Below are 17,309 nucleotides of genomic sequence, written 5' to 3'. Positions count from 1 at the left end.
GAAGACGGGCCATGGCCATGCCGAAGGGGGGCGGGCAGGTGATGCCCAGAGAGGTTTGTGATGGCGGCATAGCGCCCAATATGGTCATTCATACCATCTTCGACATCATCCGAAAGCAGACGCTCAAGGTGCGACTATAGACATCCATTCTGAGATAGGCTGCGGGACGGAACTCTTGGTATTGCGGATATCGATCACAATTTGCGATTGAAGCTGTACCCGGCAGACCGTGAAAGCCCTTTTCTCTTCCAAGCTATTGTCAACTAGGATGGCTGCATCGGCCACCTTAATCGCTTCAGAAATCGCTTTCTGAGTGCGTGGAAACCTCGCACGAAGTCTTGCCTCCTCAACGTCATGCCCACCTCGGGAGACACGTGTTTGGACACGTAACACCGACAATTCTACATTCGCCAAACCGACAAAGAACAGAATCACAAAGTATCCTGCGTTCTGCATATCTTTGATTAGGTCGATCTTGGAAGCGAATGTTGAAGCATCACGAGGCTGCCAATGTGAGAAGACGGTCTCCATGGCAAACGGGACTTTTTGTCCAATCGCTTGCGCAACAAAACTTTGCACACCTTGTTGCGCGACAGACATCCAGCCTAAGTGACTATCACGTAACGTCTGGGCCCAAGAGATTAGATGTCCATCCTCCTTCGGCTCCGGAAGAATGGACATCATCATCCTGTCTGCATTAATAAGAGGGATTTGGAATGTGTCTGCCAAACGGCTGTGCCACAAAGTTGACTTTCCCGAGCCATTGTGTCCGGCCAGGACTATTGCAATGGGCTTCTCGGTCGCCTCCTGTGCTTTTCGAACTTCTTCGACCGCTTTAGGGAGAGTAGTCACTCGGTAACCTGAAAAACTCCGTCTTTCAAAACACCTCTTTCGACTCGCCCGTTCAACTTGCGGATAACGAGGTTCGAATTATCCTCGTCGAGGTGATACAAGGGAACGTCCTTCTTGGCTCGAATGAAGACGCCTGATCTAGCCAATTTTGTTTTGGCGCGCCTGAGTCCATCAGTGCTGAACTCGACATTCGCCTTTACGTCCGCTTTATCAGGTATAACCGCACGCACTATGACGTCACCGAATTTGATCTTGACGACGCGGTCGCCAGAGTTGGGCGGCCTCGATATCTCCAAAACCTTGCCGTGATCTTGGGTTGCGCCTTTACCATTGCGGGTGGTTGCGGTCACTGCCTTTCTCATACACCAGATATAGCAGCCAAACCGCCAAAATCCAATGGTTTTGTGCACTCCGAACCTCTAAAGGCGGCTATCTGGTAATTTAAATGGGATGGCTAGTAAGGCTTTCATGTCTACTTCTGCGCGATTTGGGGCCCCAACGGACTGGCAGCTCTCGGCCCACCTTGCTAACTACACCCCTCTATCCCCCTTTAAGGCCGAGCCTCGAAATTTTCTTAATCAGCCCGAGGCGCGAAAGCCCGAGCTGCCGTGCGGCTTCAGACTGGTTGCCGCCACAGCCTGCCAGTGTGGCGCTGATCATGCGGGTTTCCAACGCCGCCACAGCGTCGGGGAGAGAGCCGCTCGGCAAGGCCGCTATGGGGGCTTCTCCTGCCGCCAAGGCGAGCGTGGCGAGGTCAAGCTCCGGCCCGGCGAGCACGGCGGCGGCTTCCACCACGGCTTTTAGTTCGCGCACATTGCCCGGCCAGTCGCGTGCGCACAGCCAGGCTATGGTGTCAGGCATCAGGCGCAGCTTTGGCGCTTTGGCGCATAGAAATCCTGTAGCCAGGAGCGGAATATCCTCACGCCGATCAGCCAGAGGCGGCGTCTGCAGCACCACCCCCTTCAGGCGATAATAGAGATCCTCGCGAAAATTCCCCGCCGTCACCATGGCGGCGAGATCGCGGTTGGTGGCGGCGATGATGCGTATATCGGCGCGTTTTTCAACTGAGCTGCCTGCGGGGGTAAAAGCGCCGTCCTGCAGAACGCGCAGCAGCTTCACTTGCAGGTTGGGCGGCATCTCCCCGACTTCATCGAGGAATAATGTGCCCCGGTGGGCGGTCTCGATCAGCCCTACCCGGTCCTTATGGGCGCCGGTGAAGGCCCCGCGCACATGGCCAAACAGCTCGCTCTCCAGCAACTCGCCGGCCAGCGCGCCGCAATGCACGGCCAGAAACGGCTTCTGCGCCCGCGGGCTGACCCCGTGCAGAGCGCGTGCGACCAGCTCCTTGCCGGTGCCGGTCGGCCCCAGTATGACCACACTCACCTCCGCCGGGCCGACGCGGCTGATCATCTCTCGCAGCCGAACCATGGGGGCGCTGGTGCCGACCAGGCCCAAATCAGCCCGTGTCTCGGCTTGTTTCAGCGCCCTTAATTCTCGCTCCAGTTGGGCCTGGCGAATGGCCCGGTCTACAACGAAGCGCAGCATGTCAGGGTCTATGGGCTTGGCCAGAAAATCCCAGGCCCCGGCGGCTGTTGCGCGCAAAGCGTAGTCGTGCCCGGCATGGCCGGTGAGCACGATGACCGGTGCCGGCGCGAAGCTGGGGATGAGGGCAATGCCCGCCTCGGGTGTCAGGCGCGGCGGCATTGCGAGGTCGAGCAGCACAATGTCGGGTGAGGTTTCGGCAAAGCGGGCGACAGCCTCGTCGGCACTGCCTGCCAGCACCACCTCATGGCCCAGCCCGCGCAGCCATGCCGCCCCCAGGCGCTGGAAGGCCGGCTCGTCATCGGCCAGCAGGATGCGCCCTGTCTCGTTCATGCGGGAAACTCCAGGATGAAGCTGGTGGCCCAGCCGGGCCGCGCGCCCAGCATCGCCCGCCCGCCATGAGCCGCCATGATCCGGGAGACGATCGCCAGCCCCAGCCCCGTGCCCCCCGGGCTGCGCGAGACAAACGGTTCGAACAGCCGGTCGCGTATGTCGTCAGGAATACCTGGGCCATCATCTGATATCACCAGCCGCACCACACCGTCAGCGCGTTCGGCGCCGATATGCAGGCGCGGCGCTGTGGACGCATTGTCGAGCAGATTGGTTAGCGCCTGCTCGAGCCGGACAGGGTCTGCGCGCAACGTGCCGGGGGCGGCCTCATGTGCGAGCTGCGGATAATGCCGGGCCAGTGTGTGCAGCAAGGGTGCCAAATCGATCTCTGCCACCGCAACATTCCAGGGCTTGGCGTAATCGAGCAGCTCCGCCGCCAAGCGGGAGATGCGCCCGACCTGAACCGAAATCTCGCTGCGCAGCTCAGGTGCTGCCCCCGCCGATGCCATGGCGATGATGTTCAACGGGTTGCGCACGTCATGGGCGATGGTGGCGGCGAGTGCGCCCAGCTCTGCCAGCCGGGCTTCGGATTGGCGGTCTCGCTCTCGGGCGGCGGCTTCCTGGGCCTGGGCCAGCCGCTCGGCTTCATCCGCCAGCACGGTGCCAAACATCCCGGCCAGGCGGCGCAGCCCCGGCGGTGCGGCCTCCCAGCCGCGCAGATTGGTGTGGTAGCCCTCTGGCGTGGCGGTGCAGACCAGCGCCGGCTCCGGACCATCGCCGCCAAACCGTACCGCCACAGCCATATTTAGGCGCTGGGAGAGCAAAGCCGCGGCGCGCGTAGCTAGATCATCCAGGTTTTGCGCGGCACGCAAGGCGGCACGCCAGTGGCGCAGATCATCCGCTCCTGCAGAACCGCCGGGATAGATCAGCCGCTCAGCCAATTGCCGCGCCGGCCCGGCCAGGACCAGCACAAGGGCCGCGACCAGCACCCCGCGCAGCCCCAGCGGCAGCGCAGCCACGCTGGCGATCATTGCCACGCCTGCGGCACTCAGCAGCCCCCAGGCCAGCGCGCGCTGCGCCCAGTCATTGGCGGCGAAAACCCGATAGCGCAGAATGGCGTAGACCAGCAGCAGCGGGTACAGCGGCAGCAAGGCCAGCGGCCAGGGGGCCAGTTTCAGCCCGAGAACCACGACGCCGTAGCCCGTCATGCATAAGGCGCCGAACAAACTCGTCAGGCCGATTGCGACAATCTGCAGCCGCTCGCCCGCCCTCTCCCGCCACCAGGCCAAAGCAAGCAACGCATAGCCCGCCCCCGCGAGCCCCATCCAGATGAGCGTGGCGCACCAGCCAACCACATTGGGAAACGCCACCAGCCCCAGTCCCGGCACGAGGCTGAACCGCCCCGGCCCCAGCACGGCCGCGACCAGTCCCAGCAAAACCGACACGACGCAGACGCTCCATTGCGCCGTACGCCCGACATTGACGCGCCCGAACCGAGCGGCAAAGCAGAAGAACACCGCCGACGAGACCGGCGCCGTACAGAGCAGCAATAACCCGGCCGGTATGGCGCCCGGCCCGAACCAGGCCGGCAGCTCATTGCCGGCGATCCATAGTGAAACGCCACCGAGAAACAGCACCAGCAGCCATGTGCCCGCCACCTTCTCCGCCCAGAGCGCCAGCACAGCCGCCAGAGCCAGGCACTCGCACAGCGTGACGGCGTTGGTGACGTGGAAGAGCATGAGTGGAGGCTGCGCCATTTCCCAAGGGCTGTAAACAAAGTTTACGCCACCGCCGTTTTTGTGTGTACGGCGTAAGCAGGTTGGCCAGTCAAGCTGTTGAAAAACAAGACCCAAAAATCTGGCACGCGCTTCGCTCCGTCTTTGGCATTCGCCACGGAGAGTGTCATGCATCTACAGCGCCTGTTGCCCGCGGAAGATTGGGCCTGCCTACACCCCGCCATCGCCCGCCGCTTCGCCCGGCACGACGCACCGATCCTTTATCGCGGTGTGCTCAGCATCCAGCGCTCCTGGTTGGGCGCTTTATCTGCCTGGTGTGCCGCGCCGTTTGGCCAGCCGCTGCCCCTGCATGGGGCCAAGGACGTTCCGGCAGAGGTCCGCGTGTTCCCTGACGGCCATGGCGGCGTGGTGTGGGAGCGCTGGTTGCTAGCGCCGGGCCGCCAGGCCGCCTGCGTGCGCTCCACCAAGCGGCTAGGCCCAACCGGGCTGGAAGAATGCACCGATGCCGGGCTGGGCATGGCGCTGACCCTGCGCGCCGAGCACGGGGCGCTGGTGTTTCAAAGCCAGAGCTATTTTCTGGCATGTGGCCGCTGGCGGATGAAGCTGCCCGGCTGGGCCACCCCCGGCACCTGCCGCGTAACCCATACTGATCTCGGTGACGGGCTGTTCCGTTTCACCATGGAGATGCGGCACAGAGTTTGGGGGCTGACAGTGTCTCAGCGCGGCGTGTTTGTTGACCCGGAGGTGATCTGGAACGCTGAAAATTCCGCTTCGATCTCGGCCAAGGTCAGCAGCCCGGTACAGGCCTGAGCCCCCGTCCGGGTTTCAACCCCTGAGACCAAGCGCCGCACCAGTGCCAGCGCAGGAAGCACGGGAATATTCGGGCCGTCCCCGGCCTGTGCCACCAGCCACCATTTTGCCGCCACGGCGCGCCCTTGCGCGTCCCGCCCGGTGACGTCCACCATCATGCCGCCGCGATCCGACCCGAGCGGCTCAAACCAGGTGGCGGCCCGGGTGAGAAACGCTGCCGACGGTGCAAGCGATCGCAGCAGCCCCGCACGCACGGGCAATGACAACGCCCATAATCCGAGATGCAGCACGGCAAGCTCCAACCCCGCCAGGAAGCTGACACGCTGCAGGCCGGGAAACCGTGCCGGGATAATGTCGAGATCCGGCGTTTCGCAAAGTGAGAGCCAGCGCCGCCCCAGCCCCGGCATCTCCTGCCGCCGCAACTGCCCCCAGCCCGGGCGGGTGCGCCAGACGCGATCCTCCAGCACCCGCACAGGCTTGCCGGCATAAGAGAGAATGGCCTCCACCACGGCCAGACCGCGCGGCGCGCGATTGCCGGGTGAGATCGCCACACTCACCGCCTCCACTTGCTGCCAGCCTTTGGTCAGCGCATCGAGTACGGCGTTCGACAAAGCTGGCGTGGAACTAGCGCCGGTTACGGCGAGCACCTGCGCAGCGCGGGCAGTTTCATCGAGTGCTGGGAAATTGGCCACATAGTCACGGGCATCGGCGATATCGATAAAATGGCTGCCGGCTGCAATGGCGATCTGGGCTAAATGCGGCGCGTGCCCCTGAAACGGCCCGGCCGCATCGATGACGATGAAAGCGCCCAGAGCGCGCAATTCTTCCGTTGTGACTGTCTCGCGATCAAGCGCGATCGCTTTTATGTCGGCTGCCGGGTTGGCCTGGCGCAACGCATCCGCCACGGCTTGGGCGCGCGAGAGCGAACGCCCCGCCACCAACAGCGTACAAGGCACGGAAGCCGCCGCCCGCCGCGCCAGACGCAGCCCAAACGTGCCCCCCGCCCCAACCAACAGAATTCTATGGGTCATCAGACTTTGTCAGCACGCCGCTGGCTGAAGTCAATAAAGTAGTGGCACCCAATATAGTCCTCGGCCGATTTGGCCAAATGGAGGAGACAATGGGAAATTCAGAATTTGATCCCGGCTTTAAGGATCGTCGCCCGTGGAACGCTGGGCGTAAGCCCGGCGCCAAGCGCGCCTTAAAGCCACAGCAGGTATGGGCTATCCGTTTCTGGCTCGACCATCAAGGGCGGGTGCGCGACCGGGCGCTGTTCGATTTTGCCATCGACAGTAAGTTGCGCGGCTGCGACGTGGTGAAAATCAAGATCGGTGATATCGTAAGCGGCGGGCGTATCAGGTCTCGCGCCGTTATAGTGCAGAAGAAAACTGGCAGCCCGGTGCAGTTTGAGTTGCTCGATACTGCCCGGACCAGCCTGTTGGCTTGGTTGGAGAGGCGCGGCGGTACGTTGGATGACTTCGTGTTCCCAAGCAGGATCGATCACGATGATCATTTGAGTACAAGGCAATATGCACGGCTTTTGGATGAATGGGTCACTGGCATCGGCCTGCGCCAAGAGGATTACGGGACACATTCCCTGCGGCGGACCAAGGCATCCATCATCTACAAACAGACAGGTAACCTACGCGCAGTGCAGATCCTGCTCGGCCACACCAAAATTGAAAGCACAGTGAGATATCTGGGGGTCGACGTCGAAGACGCTCTGGCTCTTGCAGAGCACACGGAGGTGTAGGTCAGGCATTCGAACGAATGGCTGCTTTTTGCACCCGTCTAACCGAAAGCGGCCACTCCGCTTTCGGCCCCGATTACAGAAAAGCTGACCTTTATTCACCTGCCATCAGCGCCGATCAAATTCCTGTCCAACGGCAGAGCGCAGCAGTTCGACTAGCTCGACCCGGTTCGACGAAGCGGATGCGGACCGAAGAAGGTGATCGTAATTGACGAGGAGTGCTGCATTGCGTCTCGGGTTCAGCAGCAGAACGTCCGACCACATATCGCCGTCGTTCTCGACGATCCGCGCATAGCGCAAAAGCCAATACATCAGAACTTGACGAAAATCGGCTGCGCCGAAGTTGCGCTCTGTATGTTTGACCTCGATGAGTGTCGATCCGAGCGCAAAATCCCCATTCCCGGACGCTACCCAGCCCAAGCCCGGAATAAGAGGGGCATATTCCAAAACAGCCGAAGGTCGTTGCCCCCGAACGCTGTTCAGCATTGCCACTAGATTGCGAGCGGCATGATCGGCTACCAGGATGTCGCCTGGTTCTAAGCCTTCCGGGATCCTCGCGTCAAAATGGCGCTGCTGCCGTTTGGATGCGATAGCCAAGCACGCGTCCCATGATGCCACCTCACCGTCCTGCAGTTGGCTTTCGGCCCGTGCCATCGAAAGCTCGAATATCATAGCCTTTTGCAGTCGGCTTTTTTCGATTATTTCATTTGATATCGGGCTGATGCTGGGAAAGGAAAACATCCTCGCGTTCAAGGCGTTGACAAGGCCGCCGGTCAGTCGCGGGAACAGAACGTCCAGAACACCGGGGATATCGCGCGCGACGGTCCTTGGATCCCGTACAGGCAGTCGATTATACGGCATGTCTTGCCCACTCCTCGTAGCATGCCGCAAAGCTACCCGGTGCGCCGGCCTCGATACCAAGTTGCCAGGTCTGTCCGAGGGAGCCTCGTAGTTGGTCCCTTGCCTTTATGCCTTCATCGCCGAACGCGCCTGCCGCCACCCAGAGCATTCGCTGCTCGCCGGCACCGAGATTCGGCCATTGGTTTCGTAGGCGCGTGAAGTTCGACCGGTCGGCCCAATGTCTCCAGCAATCGATGCAGGCGCGTCGGACCGAGGCGGATGCCGTCATATCGTAGGTCTGCCGCACGAACGCACCACGAACATCGGTTCTGGTGAACCGGATCGCCCTCAGGAAATGCAGCATATTGGCTTCAGGAATTAGCAAATGGGCGCCAGCGGACGGTATGCGGTCGAGCAGAGCGTCAAGGGCCACGAAGATCGAGGCAAATTGATCGTTCGACCGAACAGCATAGACGCCTCGCATGATTTTTGACCAGGAGGCGCGGAACGTGTCCAGGTTGTTTGGATCTAGGAGCGTGGCACATAGTTGAACCGCGACAGCCGGCTCCTGGAATTTAAGCGCGCGACCGATCTGCGCAAGCACGAAGGCGTCAGGCTGCGATTTTTCTCGTTCGAGATCGAGCAGAAATGAGATGTCGATCTTTTCAAACGACTGTTTGAGCTTCTCATATTCGGCGCTTGCATCGTCAGAATAAGGATCGAAATGAAGATCGAGTTCTCGCAGCGCAAGGCTTGAATCCTCGCCCTCTCCTAACTGCGCTGAAACGAAATCCCTGTAATGCTTAGCGCTCAAGAAAGTTGTCTTACTGCGATTGAGCGACAGGCCATAGTCCGCCAATGCGTGCGATAGCGTCGACAGCGCCATATAGGCGTCCTGCTGCGAACGGCAAATCAATGTGTAATCGTCGACATAACGGTGCCAGACGAGCCCGGCGTCGCTCAGAGACCGATCAATGGGCGTCATCATCACTTCCGCGAGAACGCGTGCGCACTGGCCGCCAACCGGTAGGCCGAAGGAACGGCCTGCCGCGAGCTTGCTCAAGATGCGATCGATTTGCATCGCCAAGGTTGATCCCGGTGCCAAGTCCTTGACCACATTTTCGAGCCGATGGTGGTAAATATGCTCGTAGAAGCTTGCGACATCGGTCTGGATGACAATTGCCCGCTCATCTCCCAGACCGGGCTCGTTCAGCGTCGCGAGCTTATATGCGCGCCAGGATCTAGTTCGGTCGAAAAACCCCGGCCCCTGCGCCGCGAGCCGGTAGGAGTGCGCCCGAGCGCTTCGATGGCGTTCATTCGCCTCCGCAATCGCCAGACCCAGGCCATTCAGATAGAGGTTCCAGAAAGGGTGTATTTTGGTGGTGATGCGGAATCCATGCGGCCCGGAAGGAACAAGTAGGCGCTCCGAGCCGATCACGAGCCCGTTCATGAAATGGACAGATTTCCCAAACGCGCCCGTTTCGACGCCTTGAAACAAAGCCAAACAGAGCGCCGCAAGGTTGGTGGCCCTGTCCTTAACGAAAGCCGCATCGAGATCGTAAGGTAGAGTGTCGTTGTCACCACTATTACCGATCTCAAGAGCAGCCCGAAAAAAATGATCCTTTTCGACCTTGATCATTCTGGTCCTTCTTATGCGCTGCAAATGGCGCAGGCCATGGTGCAATCTCTTAGTCTCATGCTTGTTGCAGATGATGGATTTGCCTGTCCAGCGGCACTGTCAATAGGATAACAAACCGCCCAACGAAAATGACGACGTACGAGAATCGCTACCTCAACAACATCATCGACGGACTAGCCCAGGGCGCCGCCAACCAGGAAAGACTGATTAGGAACGTCACCTGATGGCGCGACCGCCAGTCGCTGATGGCAGCTTGTCCTACTCTCTGCTGCAAAGCGGTCGGATGGCAATCGGCCCTTCTCGTATTGGCTATTCAACGCCTTTGTCTATATTTTGAGACGACGTCGGTGCCGGGTGAGATGCGGTGTCTCGGGCTATCGAGCCCACCAACTAGGCTCCAATCTGTCAGGTTAAAATCATATCTTCTTGTGTCAATCGCACTCAGATGGTGGATACGGGCGACATCGTGTCGGTTCGGGGAAACTTTGGAGATTTAATATGGCAAACGAAAATCCTAACTGGCCCAGCAAAACGGGCAATGAATCTGGCGGCGGACGCGGAAACAATCCGCCCAAAGGAAAATAAGTCTATTCGGGGGCTGGATAGTCCAGCCCCCGGTCAAGCCAAGTGGGCCATGCCTCATTTGGCTGTTTGTGATGGGATACATCGAGGCCAAGCTCGCGCCTGTGGTGGTGCCAGGCGCGCATATATGGCGCGTCCACAAGCGTGAGCGGCGCTATGGATTTTAACATATCTAGATATATCAAATCCCATAAATGCGCGACGGCCAGAAGCGTAATGGGCGGACCGATTATGCTGCCTTCGGCGCCTTGAATATTGTCGGGCCAAAGGGAGGTAAATTTCGAGCGTGTCAGGTTCGGCCGCCCGATACGCAGGCAGGCCAGATTGTCTTTAGAATCGTTCAGAGTAGTGCAGATTTCCGTATCTTTCGGGAAGCTGTCGGGCCATTTGTCATCCTGAATGCGTTTGAGCAGGCACCACACTAAGTCTATAAGCTGAGCAACGGGTGTGGCAACGACCTCTTTTTGCCGAAGATTGAGCCGCCTCAATCCGCCCGTGGGGTAGTCACTGGCACGAGAGCGCAGGCGTGGCGCAAGCTGCAGGAAGAGTGGAATTGGCTTCAATCTGCCAAAAATATCGGCGCAATATTCTACGTCCCAGAGTGCAAGCAAGGAAAGAAGCTGCTGGAAGATGACGAGATGGGTGAGCGCCCATGCGCTCGGCCAATCTGCTGCCTGTTCGAAGTAGGGCCGAACATTGAGGCCGCTGTCTGGATTTATCCAGTAGAGGGGCGGAGCGAGCGGAGAGTTGAGAAGGGTTTGTTTATAACCTTCCAGCGAGCCGCCCTTGCCGTCACATTGCTGCTCCAAAAGGGCTGAGGCAAGTTCGTCCAGCGCCGCCGCCATATTGCGCGTGTGGGGCAAGGCGGTGCCAGGTAGGTCAGGGAGGCCCATGAAAAACGCCGCGGCGAACCCCGGTGGGATATCGAGATTTTTCACGCGCGTGGTGGTAGTCTCGAGTGGCTCGTCATAGGGGCGCGTGCCTCGCGCCTCGATTTCTTCCAAGCGCCATTTTCTGAGCTTTTCAATAGTCTCTGGACGAGGGTGATGGTCGGCGATGTTGAAATTTTCGAATGTTTTCGGCGCCGCAGCTGCTATCAACCGGCTAACTGAGCGCTGGCGGCGTTTGCCAAATATCGCACTCGGCTCCTTGAACCCTTCGATGCGCTGAAAGAGGTCAGGCACCCAGCATGTTAGTAGAAGAGTTGGAGGGCCATCAGCTGGGTCGTATCTCATGGTCAAATATTACTAGGTCGTCATCTTCCGATGCAACCGCCGGCAGCTAATGGCTTGTCTTCCACTCCAGAGCGGTCGGGCAGCTTCCGGCCCGTCGTCGCTGAAAGCAGAATGCTTTGATTTGATTTTTGAGCGTCGGGAAGTGGGCAGGCGGAGAGTCACACTCGGATGTGTTTCAATACCATTCGTATAATCGCTCCAGTGCGCGGCCGAAGACGCGGGTGGCGGGCATCGGCAACGATAGGGCTGAGAGGCAGAGTTTTGCCGGATTTTTCATGACGGGTTTTGGTTCGGGAGAGTGTCTTCCGAAGCCTGTCATGGAGAATTGCCATGGATATCAATGCATCTGCCGCTGTGGCGGCTATAGGGTCCAATGACGGCCGTGCTGGTTCTGTAGGGTTCAAGGTCGATGTCAGCCGCGGGGAGCGGCTGGGCCGGGTGTCGTCGGAATGGTTCTCGCGCCCCGGTGATGAACGGTTTCTGTCGCTGCCGGAGCTTTACCAGGCGGTACGTGGCCGGGCCGACCAGGCTGAGGCTAGGACGGTGGAAAGCCGGGCGATCCGGGTAGAGGCCAGGCGTGACGATGGCGAGCGGCTGGGGCTGATCGTGCCGGGGCAAGACCGGCCAGTGGCGCCGACCCATTGGAGCTTTGGCCAGCTCTGCGGGCTGGTGGGCGCGCCGGCGGGGTATTTGCGGGATCTCCCCGCCCCGTTGGCGGGAATCAATCTCCAGCACGGGCTGCTCAACCACCGCGCCGAACTGGTCAAAACCCTGGAAACCAATGACGGGCGCGTGGAACTGCGCGCGGTCACCGGGCCGGATTATGGGCGCATCTGGGACCATGAACTGGTGGCGGCGGTGATGAGGATCGCGGGCAACGGCACGGGCGATACGAATTGGAAAGTGCCGGGCGTGCTGGATTGGTCGACCATGACCCATAACCCCTATGTAGATGTGACGAAGGAGACGACCACGCTTTATGCCAGCGACAGGGATGTGTTCTTGTTTTTGGTCGATGATACGCATCCCATCGAGGCGGGGCGGCTGTCCAATGGCGATCCCGATCTGTTTTTCAGGGGGTTTTATTGCTGGAACAGCGAAGTGGGCTCGAAGACGCTGGGCATCGCCTCCTTTTATTTGCGCGCGGTGTGCGCCAACCGCAACATTTGGGGCGCCGAGGAGTTCCAGCAGATCAGCATCCGCCACAGCAAATTCGCCACCCAGCGTTTTGCCCATGAGGCCGCACCCGCGTTGCGGCGCTTTGCGAACTCCTCGCCGGCGCCATTTGTCGCGGGGATCAAGGCGGCGCGGGAACAGATCGTCGCCCGCCAGGATGACGAGCGCGAAGGGTTTCTGCGCAAGCGCGGCTTCAGCAAGGGCGAGACGGCGAAGATCGTCGCCACGGTGCTGGAGGAGGAAGGCCATCCGCCGGAGTCCGTGTTCGATTTCGTGCAGGGCATCACTGCCCTGGCGCGTAGCCGACCGCACCAAGATGCCAGGTTGGAGCTGGAGGGCAAGGCGAAGCTGTTGCTCGACCGCGTGGGATAAGCACGCTTGGTGCTTTGTGGTTTGGGGAAAGCCGTGGGCCAGGTTCCGGTCCACGGCTTTTTTTGTGGGACGCGGGCAGAGAGGCAGAGGGCGGCGGGCCGCTTCACGACGGGTGATGGGCGCGGAGAGTGGCTCCGGGCCGCCCGTCATGGAGCTTGTCCCATGGGTAAAACCACGAAACCCGTTCAGAAAATCACGCTGAGCGCCTCGCGCGATATTCCGTTTGACCGGCTGGTGCTGAGTCAGGCCAATGTCCGCCGGGTGAAGGCCGGCGTGTCGATTGAGGAGCTGGCGGCGGATATCGCCCGGCGCACGCTGCTGCAGAGCATCACCGTGCGCCCAGTGCTCGACGATAAGGGCACCGAGACCGGCCTGTTCGAAATCCCCGCCGGTGGGCGGCGCTACCGGGCGCTGGAATTGCTGGTGCGGCAAAAGCGTCTGGCCAAGAATACCCCGATCCCTTGCATTATCCGCACCGAGGGTATCGCCGAGGAAGACAGCCTGGCGGAGAATGTGCAGCGCGCGCCCTTACATCCGCTGGATCAGTTCCGGGCATTCCAGGCGCTGCGCGAGAAGGGGCAGAGCGAGGAGGAGATCGCGGCAGTGTTTTTTGTCGCCGTCTCGGTGGTGAAGCAGCGCCTGCGCTTGGCCGCTGTCTCGCCCCGGCTGCTCGAGGTTTACGCCGAGGACGAGATGACGCTTGAGCAACTGATGGCTTTCTCGGTCAGCCCCGACCATCAGCGCCAGGAGCAGGTCTGGGAGGCGGTGCAGCGCTCTTATAACAAAGAGACTTACCAAATCCGCCGCTTGCTGACCGAAGGCGCGGTGCGCGCCTCGGACAAGCGCGCCCAGTATGCTGGCGAAGACTATGTCGCGGCAGGCGGGGCGATCATGCGCGATCTGTTCCAGCAGGATGATGGCGGCTGGTTGCAGGATAGCGGTCTGCTGGCCCGCGTGGTGGCGGAAAAGCTTGAGCGCGATGCCGACGCCATCCGTGCCGAGGGCTGGAAATGGGTCGAGCAGGCAAGTGAGTTTCCTTATGGCCATAATTACGGCCTGCGGCGCATTCCGGGTGCTCGCCGTCCGCTAACGGAAGACGAGATCGCCCAGGTCGAGGCACTGCGGACCGAGGCGGAGCAGATCGAGGAAGAAGCCGCCGCGACGGATGAAGTCTCCGACGATGCTGATGCCCGTCTTAATGAGATCGAAGCGGAGATTGACGCGCTGACACAACGCCCGCCGGTGTACGACCCCGCCGAGATCGCCATGGCGGGCGTCTTTGTCAGCATCGATGGCAGCGGCCAGCTGCGGGTGGAACGCGGTTATGTCCGGCCCGAGGATGAACCGCTGGCGGTTGAAGAAGCCGATGAGGCGGCCTTGGCAGGTGAGGGCGGCGCGCAGGGGCAGGATGGGTACGGCGCAGAAGATGGCGCCGATCCCAGCCGCGCGGATTCTAGAGTGATCACCGCCCATATTGGCGGCGGGGCGGAAGCTGAGGTCGAACCCGAAGAGGAAGACGGGCTCAAGCCCTTGCCTGATCGGCTGCTGACCGAGCTGACGGCCTATCGCACGCTGGCGCTGCGCGAGGCGTTGGGCAACGAGCCCGGCATCGCCTATCTGGCGCTGCTGCACGCGCTGTGCTTGCGGCTGTTCTATCGCTATGGCACCGAATCCTGCCTGGAGGTTGAGGCCAAGAGCGTGATGTTCGGGGCCCAGGCGCCGGGTTTGGGCGATACGGCTTTGGCCGAACGCGTTGACGCCCGGCACCAGGGCTGGGCGGCGCAGTTGCCGGAGGATGCGGCTGAGTTGTGGGATATTCTGTCCGGGTTCGACAGCGATAGCCGCGAGGCCCTGTTCGCGCATTGCGTCGCGCTGACGCTAAATGCCACGCATGATGCCTATAACCGGCGCCCCCGCGCGTTGGCGCATGCCGGGCGGCTGGCCGAGCTATTGGCGCTTGATCTGACCGCCGCTGGGTGGGCGCCGAATGTGGAGAATTATCTCGGCCGGGTGACCAAAGCGCGCATCCTTGAGGCTGTGCGCGAAGCCAAGGGCGAGCAAGCTGCGCAACGGCTGGAACACCTCAAGAAGACCGACATGGCGGAAGCCGCCGCGCAGGCGTTGGAAGGCACCGGCTGGTTGCCCGAGGCGCTGCGCACGAAAGGCGTGGAGACCATGGCGATGCCGATAGATCCAGTGACGCCGGCCGCGCAGAGTGCCGCCGCCAATGTCAGCGCGAATGCGGCTGGTGAGGATGCAGAGGCGGCAGATCTTTCATCCACCGAAGACCACGAACAGCTCGAGCCGCATGAGATCGCGGCGGAGTGACTCCGGAACCCCGAGGCGGCCACGGGCCGTCTCGTCTCTCTTCCTTCAACGTCTTTATCCCACCCCCAACCCATCAAACCCGGCCCCGTGCCGGGTTTTGCATTTCTGGAGGCTGACATGGCGGATTATTTTTCACCGACCGTGATCCCGGAGATCATCCCCAACGCGGACATGACGAAGCTGGAGTTGTTGTTGCTCTCGCACATGTTCGATGCGGATTCGGATGGCGATGGAACCTATTTCCATTCCTGGCAGGGACCATCGGATCTGATCTTGGTCGATCGCGCCGAACTCAGCGCGGCGCTGCACGCGGCTTACGGCAGAGCCAGCCAAGTGCGGGACTATGTGGAGGAGAAACTCAAAAACGCTGCTGCGGATGATACATCCGTTGAACTGGATATGAGCGGTGTGTCGTGGGAGGTGATTCTTCAGGACATCGTGCGGCGGTCCGCCAAACTGCGTTATATCACCGTGACGACGGCGTTCACCTGTTCAAAGATGCGCGCCGACGGGTTTGGCGGCATGGCGCTGTTCATCACCGCCGATGCCATCAAAGCCTGCTCGACCACGGAGTTTCTGTCGGATTGTCTTGCCGACATCGCCGGGCAGGAGGGCGGGTAGAAGGATGCCCGGAACGATCCACGAACAACCGTGACCAATGCGGATGGGCCGGACCTGGCAGCAGGACGGCCCATTTTGCGTGGGACGATTTTCTGCGGGCGCCGAAGGGAATGAATGTCCGCAGTTCCCCGGAGAGCCGATGCCATCAGCCACTTGTCACCCGTGCCGGTGAGAGGGCGAAGGCGCACTTCCGATTCGGAAGTAGCGCGTGGGCAGGGCGGGGCGATAGGCTGTGCTGTTCGATCCAACACCGAGGACAGGCCGGATTTGCGGCAATCTGTAGCGATGGAGGGGCAACGATGCCCAAGCCTGATTTTTCCATGCCGGCGGCCGAGCTGGCACAGATGCTGGCACGGCAGGCCGAAGCGGTGTGCCGGTATTATCTGCCCGCCGGGCGGCGTGAGGGGCGTTATTGGCTGGTGGGAGACGTTCATAACACGCCGGGGCGGTCCTTGTTTGTCCGCCTGACCGGCGGCGGCATGGGCAAGGGCGCGGCGGGGCGCTGGCAGGATGCGGCGGAGGGCACGCATGGCGATTTGCTGGATTTGATCCGCGAATGCCGCGGCCTGACGGAATTCCGAGAGGTGGCCGAGGAGGCACGGCGGTTTCTGGGGCTGACGGGATTTGATGATGCTGCAGGCGACAAACACCGCAGCCAGCAGCCTCAGGGCCATGGGGTGCGTTTGCCGGGGCGCGGTGCGGTTCCGGAAACACAGACGGATGCTGACTGTGATTCTGCTCCTGAGGCCGCCCAGGCCCAACACGCCGCACGGCGGTTGTTCGGCATGGCGCAGCCCCTCCCGGGCACGCTTGGCGAGACCTATTTGCACCGGCGCGGCATCACGGCAGCGGCACTTACCGGAATCGACGCCTTGCGGTTCCATCCGTGCTGCTACTACCGCGCGACGCCCGAGGCACAGCCGGAACCTTGGCCAGCACTGATCGCAGCGGTCACGGACCTCGAAGGCCGTATCACCGGCATCCAGCGCACTTGGCTTGATCCAGACGGGTTTGATCCCCTCGATCGCATCCGGTTGGGTAAGGCACCACTGGCAACGCCACGCCGGGCGATCGGATTGCTGTTGGGCCATGCCGTGCGGTTTGGCACCATGGCAGGGCTGCACGACGGACCGGTGAACGGGTTGCTCGTGGCTGGCGAGGGCATCGAAACCGTGCTGTCCCTGCGCTGCGTGCTGTCCACCATGCCGATGGCGGCCGCACTCTCGGCCGGGCATCTGGCCGCCCTCCTGCTCCCCGCTGGGCTGCGCCGGCTTTATATCGTCCGTGACGCCGATGCGGCCGGTGACCGCGCCGTGGCACGCTTGACCGAACGCGCTATTGCCGCCGGGGTCGAGGCGATCACCCTCTCGCCCTCCTTAAGCGATTTCAACGACGATCTACGCGAGCTTGGCGCAGCTGAATTGCGTGCACATCTGCGGGTGCAATTGGCGCCGGAGGATGCGCAGCGCTTCTTGGTGTCCGGCTGAGACTTAGTC

Annotated in this window: 14 protein-coding genes; 6 read left to right on the top strand and 8 right to left on the bottom strand. The window is 61.2% G+C overall.

Translation table 11 applies throughout. The annotated features are described in order from the left end of the window. Nucleotides 1–123: 123 nt before the first annotated feature. The 4 genes from ACZ46S_RS10220 to ACZ46S_RS10205 all read right to left on the bottom strand — a co-directional run bounded on the left by ACZ46S_RS10220 (nt 124) and on the right by ACZ46S_RS10205 (nt 4,463). On the bottom strand, nt 124–852 hold the full coding sequence (locus ACZ46S_RS10220; protein ID WP_464061642.1) for a zeta toxin family protein: 729 nt from the start codon (nt 850–852) through the stop codon (nt 124–126). Then, the gene (locus tag ACZ46S_RS10215) at nt 849–1,202 is read right to left on the bottom strand and encodes a hypothetical protein (protein WP_464061641.1); all 354 of its coding nucleotides are present in this window, start codon (nt 1,200–1,202) and stop codon (nt 849–851) included. Before ACZ46S_RS10215 ends, ACZ46S_RS10220 begins: the two co-directional genes overlap by 4 nt. A gap of 190 nt (nt 1,203–1,392) precedes the next feature. Beyond that, nucleotides 1,393–2,727: a sigma-54-dependent transcriptional regulator gene (locus tag ACZ46S_RS10210; protein WP_464061640.1), complete on the bottom strand. Its 1,335-nt coding sequence runs from the start codon at nt 2,725–2,727 to the stop codon at nt 1,393–1,395. Further along, nucleotides 2,724–4,463 (bottom strand): sensor histidine kinase, encoded by a 1,740-nt coding sequence (locus ACZ46S_RS10205; protein ID WP_464061639.1) that lies wholly within the window; start codon nt 4,461–4,463, stop codon nt 2,724–2,726. Before ACZ46S_RS10205 ends, ACZ46S_RS10210 begins: the two co-directional genes overlap by 4 nt. A 165-nt stretch (nt 4,464–4,628) precedes the next feature. Between ACZ46S_RS10205 and ACZ46S_RS10200 the strand changes: the two genes are divergently transcribed. Beyond that, the gene (locus ACZ46S_RS10200) at nt 4,629–5,270 is read left to right on the top strand and encodes a DUF4166 domain-containing protein (RefSeq protein ID WP_464061638.1); all 642 of its coding nucleotides are present in this window, start codon (nt 4,629–4,631) and stop codon (nt 5,268–5,270) included. On the opposite strand, the gene ACZ46S_RS10195 is transcribed toward ACZ46S_RS10200, so the two are convergent. Next, complete coding sequence (locus tag ACZ46S_RS10195; protein ID WP_464061637.1) at nt 5,177–6,301, bottom strand: saccharopine dehydrogenase family protein; 1,125 nt, start codon at nt 6,299–6,301, stop codon at nt 5,177–5,179. The genes ACZ46S_RS10200 and ACZ46S_RS10195 overlap by 94 nt on opposite strands. 77 nt (nt 6,302–6,378) lie before the next feature. Between ACZ46S_RS10195 and ACZ46S_RS10190 the strand changes: the two genes are divergently transcribed. Next, on the top strand, nt 6,379–7,023 hold the full coding sequence (locus tag ACZ46S_RS10190; protein ID WP_464061636.1) for a tyrosine-type recombinase/integrase: 645 nt from the start codon (nt 6,379–6,381) through the stop codon (nt 7,021–7,023). A 105-nt stretch (nt 7,024–7,128) separates the two neighbouring features. On the opposite strand, the gene ACZ46S_RS10185 is transcribed toward ACZ46S_RS10190, so the two are convergent. From ACZ46S_RS10185 to ACZ46S_RS10175, 3 genes are all read right to left on the bottom strand, one after another. After that, on the bottom strand, nt 7,129–7,881 hold the full coding sequence (locus ACZ46S_RS10185) for a hypothetical protein (RefSeq protein ID WP_464061635.1): 753 nt from the start codon (nt 7,879–7,881) through the stop codon (nt 7,129–7,131). Then, a complete protein-coding gene (locus tag ACZ46S_RS10180) occupies nt 7,871–9,499 on the bottom strand; it encodes an RNA-directed DNA polymerase (RefSeq protein WP_464061634.1) in 1,629 nt (542 codons plus the stop codon). Before ACZ46S_RS10180 ends, ACZ46S_RS10185 begins: the two co-directional genes overlap by 11 nt. A gap of 587 nt (nt 9,500–10,086) precedes the next feature. Continuing rightward, nucleotides 10,087–11,265 (bottom strand): hypothetical protein, encoded by a 1,179-nt coding sequence (locus tag ACZ46S_RS10175; RefSeq protein ID WP_464061633.1) that lies wholly within the window; start codon nt 11,263–11,265, stop codon nt 10,087–10,089. A gap of 381 nt (nt 11,266–11,646) precedes the next feature. Between ACZ46S_RS10175 and ACZ46S_RS10170 the strand changes: the two genes are divergently transcribed. From ACZ46S_RS10170 to ACZ46S_RS10155, 4 genes are all read left to right on the top strand, one after another. Next, entirely contained in the window at nt 11,647–12,864 is a 1,218-nt protein-coding gene (locus tag ACZ46S_RS10170; RefSeq protein WP_464061632.1) for a DUF932 domain-containing protein, read from the top strand. Between the two features lie 162 nt (nt 12,865–13,026). Next, on the top strand, nt 13,027–15,192 hold the full coding sequence (locus tag ACZ46S_RS10165) for a ParB/RepB/Spo0J family partition protein (RefSeq protein WP_464061631.1): 2,166 nt from the start codon (nt 13,027–13,029) through the stop codon (nt 15,190–15,192). Between the two features lie 117 nt (nt 15,193–15,309). Then, nucleotides 15,310–15,813, top strand: coding sequence for a hypothetical protein (locus tag ACZ46S_RS10160; RefSeq protein WP_464061630.1), 504 nt, complete (start codon nt 15,310–15,312; stop codon nt 15,811–15,813). Between the two features lie 299 nt (nt 15,814–16,112). Beyond that, nucleotides 16,113–17,300, top strand: a complete 1,188-nt coding sequence (locus ACZ46S_RS10155; protein ID WP_464061629.1) for a DUF7146 domain-containing protein — start codon at nt 16,113–16,115, stop codon at nt 17,298–17,300. Nucleotides 17,301–17,309 lie beyond the last annotated feature (9 nt).

It is taken from the genome of Acidocella aluminiidurans, assembly GCF_055383125.1.
The sequence above is the reverse complement of the archived record's forward strand: the minus strand, read 5'-3'. Positions and strand labels throughout refer to the sequence as shown.

Bases quoted from the DNA above. Each gene is read 5' to 3' on its own strand.
- ACZ46S_RS10160 (WP_464061630.1), top strand. From the start codon at position 15,310: ATGGCGGATTATTTTTCACCGACCGTGATCCCGGAGATCATCCCCAAC.
- ACZ46S_RS10190 (WP_464061636.1), top strand. From the start codon at position 6,379: ATGGAGGAGACAATGGGAAATTCAGAATTTGATCCCGGCTTTAAGGAT.
- ACZ46S_RS10185 (WP_464061635.1), bottom strand. From the start codon at position 7,881: ATGCCGTATAATCGACTGCCTGTACGGGATCCAAGGACCGTCGCGCGC.
- ACZ46S_RS10180 (WP_464061634.1), bottom strand. From the start codon at position 9,499: ATGATCAAGGTCGAAAAGGATCATTTTTTTCGGGCTGCTCTTGAGATC.
- ACZ46S_RS10210 (WP_464061640.1), bottom strand. From the start codon at position 2,727: ATGAACGAGACAGGGCGCATCCTGCTGGCCGATGACGAGCCGGCCTTC.
- ACZ46S_RS10170 (WP_464061632.1), top strand. From the start codon at position 11,647: ATGGATATCAATGCATCTGCCGCTGTGGCGGCTATAGGGTCCAATGAC.
- ACZ46S_RS10200 (WP_464061638.1), top strand. From the start codon at position 4,629: ATGCATCTACAGCGCCTGTTGCCCGCGGAAGATTGGGCCTGCCTACAC.
- ACZ46S_RS10165 (WP_464061631.1), top strand. From the start codon at position 13,027: ATGGGTAAAACCACGAAACCCGTTCAGAAAATCACGCTGAGCGCCTCG.
- ACZ46S_RS10205 (WP_464061639.1), bottom strand. From the start codon at position 4,463: ATGCTCTTCCACGTCACCAACGCCGTCACGCTGTGCGAGTGCCTGGCT.
- ACZ46S_RS10195 (WP_464061637.1), bottom strand. From the start codon at position 6,301: ATGACCCATAGAATTCTGTTGGTTGGGGCGGGGGGCACGTTTGGGCTG.
- ACZ46S_RS10155 (WP_464061629.1), top strand. From the start codon at position 16,113: ATGCCCAAGCCTGATTTTTCCATGCCGGCGGCCGAGCTGGCACAGATG.